This window comes from Rhodopirellula sp. JB055 (assembly GCF_043100905.1).
In the GTDB taxonomy this organism is placed as follows: Bacteria; Planctomycetota; Planctomycetia; order Pirellulales; family Pirellulaceae; genus Rhodopirellula.
The window spans coordinates 1-3655 of sequence record NZ_JBICHO010000222.1; the positions used below are offsets into that span (position 1 = coordinate 1).

A 3655-nucleotide genomic window follows, 5' to 3' on the forward strand; every position below is an offset into this window, starting at 1 on the left:
GTGGTCCCGTGGTCCTGTGGTCCTGTGGTCCTGTGGTCCTGTGGTCCTGTGGTCCTGTGGTCCTGTGGTCCTGTGGTCCTGTGGTCCTGTGGTCCTGTGGTCCTGAGGCCCTGAGGCCCTGAGGCCCTGTGCCCCTGTGCCCCTGTGCCCCTGCACCACTTTCCACCTCTCTGCGTCGATCTGTCCCGATTCATTTGGCAAGGGTGTCGTGGGGTGCCCCTTGTGTCGAATCCCAATGCCGTCGAAACTACTCCATCCCGCGGCGGAGATTGCTTTGCCGTTGGGACGCGGACGTTTTTCCTTCCCGTTTCTCTCGCATTCCTGCTTCCTTTCATGACTCCTGCCGAAATTCGCCAAGAAATCATCGATATCCTCGACGACATTTCTCCTGATGAGGACCTCGACAACCTGGACGACCAAAAGGCGTTTCGCGAGCAATTGGAACTGGATTCGATGGACTTTTTGGACATCGTGATGGAACTTCGCAAGCGTCACCGCGTGCAAATTCCAGAGGAAGATTACGGTCATCTCGCCAGCATGCATTCCACGGTCACATACCTGGAACCCAAAATGAAGGATCTTTAGGAACAGCGGAAAGAACCACAGGGCCACAGAACCACAGGGTGTGCCTGCTCTTGGTCGTGCCTGTGGTTCTGTGACACTGTGCCTCTTTCCACTTTCGCTGTATGTACGACACCATCATCATCGGCGCGGGGATGAGCGGGTTGGCCGCTGGCATTCGGCTGGCCCACTTTGACCAACGCGTTTGCATTCTCGAGAAGCATTACACGATCGGTGGTCTCAATTCGTTCTATCGGATGGGCGGTCGTGACTACGACGTGGGGCTGCATGCGATGACCAACTTCGCTCGCAAGGGCGACAAGAAAGGTCCGCTGGCGAAGCTGATTCGGCAACTGCGGTTTGGTTGGGAAGATTTCAAGCTCGCGGAGCAAAACGGATCCTCGATTCGTTTTCCTGGCGTGGAGTTGGATTTCAACAACGACATCGCGATGCTGGAGAGCGAAATCAAGTCTCGCTTTCCCGATCAGATTGACGGGTTCCGCAGCCTGTGTGGATCGTTGCTCGATTACAGCGACATGGACGGGGACGCTCCTGAGTTCATGCGTTCGGCTCGCGAGGTCATGGCGGAACATTTGTCTGATCCGTTGTTGATCGAAATGCTGTTGTGCCCGCTGATGTGGTACGGCAACGCTCGCGAAAATGACATGGATTTCGGCCAGTTTTGCATCATGTTCCGGGCCTGCTACTTGGAAGGCTTCGGGCGTCCCTACAAAGGTGTGCGAGTCATCCTGAAGAACTTGGTTCGCAAGTTCCGCGGGCTGGGCGGCGAGTTGAAACTGCGCAGCGGCGTGGCCAAGATTCATGTCGAAGACGGCCAAGCGATCGGCGTTGTGCTGGATGACGGTACCGAACTGCAAGCCAAGCGGATTCTGTCGTCGGCAGGCACGGTGGAAACGATGCGGATGTGCGACGACATCACCGAACCCGATGTCGCCAAGGCCGGCAAGCTTTCCTTCATCGAGTCGATCAGTGTGCTCGATTGCAAGCCGAAAGAGTTGGGGTTTGATCGCACGATCGTGTTCTACAATGACTCGCCGAATTTCCATTGGGAACGGCCGGAGGATTCGCTGTGTGACGCGCGGACGGGAGTCATCTGCAGTCCGAACAATTACATCTACGACGCGGAAGAAGGCGAGTTGCCCGACGGGGTGGTGCGGATCACCACGCTCGCCAATCACGATCGATGGTCGGGTTTGCCTGAGGAAAAGTATCGCGCGGAAAAGGTGACTCAGTACGATGAAGCGGTCGCGTCGGCGGTGCGGTTCATGCCCGATTTCCGATCGCGAGTGATCGACACCGACGTCTTCACGCCCAAGACGATTCGTCGTTTCACTTGGCATGACAACGGCGCAGTCTACGGTGCGCCAGACAAGCAGCTCGACGGCACCACTCACCTGCCCAATGTGTTCCTGTGTGGCACCGACCAGGGGTTTGTCGGAATCGTGGGGGCCATTGTCAGTGGCATCAGCATGGCGAACCGGCATTGCCTTCAGGTTTGACGGTTGAGAGTGATGTTGCGTCCTTGGATGCGGTTTTTGGTTGCAGGCCATCCGTTGAGGTCGCGCCGGCATTGACAATTGAGCGTTGGGGCAGCAGGCTTTCGGTCGCAAATGCTTCTTGATACCCGTGATTTCGGGGTCTTTGTCCTGACGAGGTTGGAATGCCCAGCGAAACTGCCGCGATTGTTTACACGCACACCGATGAAGCCCCCGCCCTGGCCACTCGTTCGTTGCTGCCGATCTTGAGAGCGTTCACCAGCGGCAGTGGCTTGTCGTTTGAGACCAAGGACATTTCCTTGGCTGGTCGGATTTTGGCCGGGTTCGCCGATCGTTTGCCAGCGGACCAGCGGGTTCCAGATGCGTTGGCTGAACTCGGCGAATTGGTCACTCAGCCGCAAGCCAATGTGATCAAGTTGCCCAACATCAGCGCCTCGATCCCGCAATTGGTCGAAGCGATCACGGAGCTGCAGTCGCAAGGGTACGCGATCCCCGATTTTCCTCAGGATCCACAAACGGACGAAGAAAAATCGGTGCGTGCGACCTACGCCAAAGTGCTGGGGAGTGCCGTCAATCCGGTTCTGCGGGAAGGGAACTCGGATCGTCGCGTCGCCGCGCCGGTCAAAGCCTACGCTCAGAAGAACCCGCACTCGATGGGCGATTGGACCGCCGAATCAAAGTCACACGTGGCTCACATGAGCGAGGGTGATTTCTATGGCAGTGAAAAATCGGTGGTCATGGACTCCGACGATTCTTTGCGCATTGAACATGTTGATTCAGCGGGCAACGTCACAGTTCTCCGAGACGGTCTGGCAGTGATCGCGGGCGAGATTGTTGATTCGGCTCGTCTGAGTGCTCGGCAGTTGCGAGCCTTTTACGCCGAACAAATCGCGGATGCGAAGTCCAGCGGCGTGCTGTTTTCGCTGCACCTGAAAGCCACGATGATGAAGGTCAGTGACCCGATTCTGTTTGGGCACTGCGTCAGCGTCATGTTCGACCGCTTGTTCCAAGAACATGGCGACGTGTTGACCGCTGCCGGTGTCGATCCGGATCAAGGCTTGGCGTCGGTGTTTGCGAAAGTTCAGGACCTACCAGCGGATCAGCGGGCATTGGTCGAGGGCACTTTGGTCGAAATCCAATCCGGGTTGCCTGACATCGCGATGGTCGATTCGGACAAGGGAATCACCAATTTGCACGTGCCGAGCGACGTGATCATCGACGCTTCGATGCCCGCAGCGATTCGCGCGGGTGGCAAAATGTGGGGGCCCGATGGCAAGTTGCACGACATGAAAGCCGTCATCCCCGATCGTTGCTACGCCGGCGTTTATCAAGCCACCATAGAAGATTGCATTGCCAATGGAAAGTTCGACGTCACCAAGATGGGCAGCGTCTCGAACGTTGGCTTGATGGCAAAGAAAGCGGAAGAATACGGTTCGCACGACAAAACATTCCGCGTTCCCGCCGACGGTCAGGTTCGCGTGGTCAATTCGGCTGGCAAGGAACTGATGAGCCACGATGTCGAAGCGGGCGACATCTGGCGTGCTTGCCAAACCAAGGACGTCGCTGTGAAGGACTGG

3 protein-coding genes are annotated in these 3655 nt (G+C 57.0%); all 3 read left to right on the forward strand.

Annotated elements, in window-relative coordinates; translation table 11 throughout:
- Positions 1 to 333 precede the first annotated feature (333 nt).
- The gene (locus ACF8AM_RS09250; protein WP_007325818.1) at positions 334 to 585 is read left to right on the forward strand and encodes an acyl carrier protein; all 252 of its coding nucleotides are present in this window, start codon (positions 334 to 336) and stop codon (positions 583 to 585) included.
- 101 nt (positions 586 to 686) lie between these two features.
- On the forward strand, positions 687 to 2081 hold the full coding sequence (locus ACF8AM_RS09255) for a phytoene desaturase family protein (RefSeq protein WP_392555363.1): 1395 nt from the start codon (positions 687 to 689) through the stop codon (positions 2079 to 2081).
- 161 nt (positions 2082 to 2242) lie between these two features.
- Positions 2243 to 3655 (forward strand): NADP-dependent isocitrate dehydrogenase (locus tag ACF8AM_RS09260; RefSeq protein WP_392555364.1); only part of this gene is annotated, 1413 nt, incomplete at its 3' end.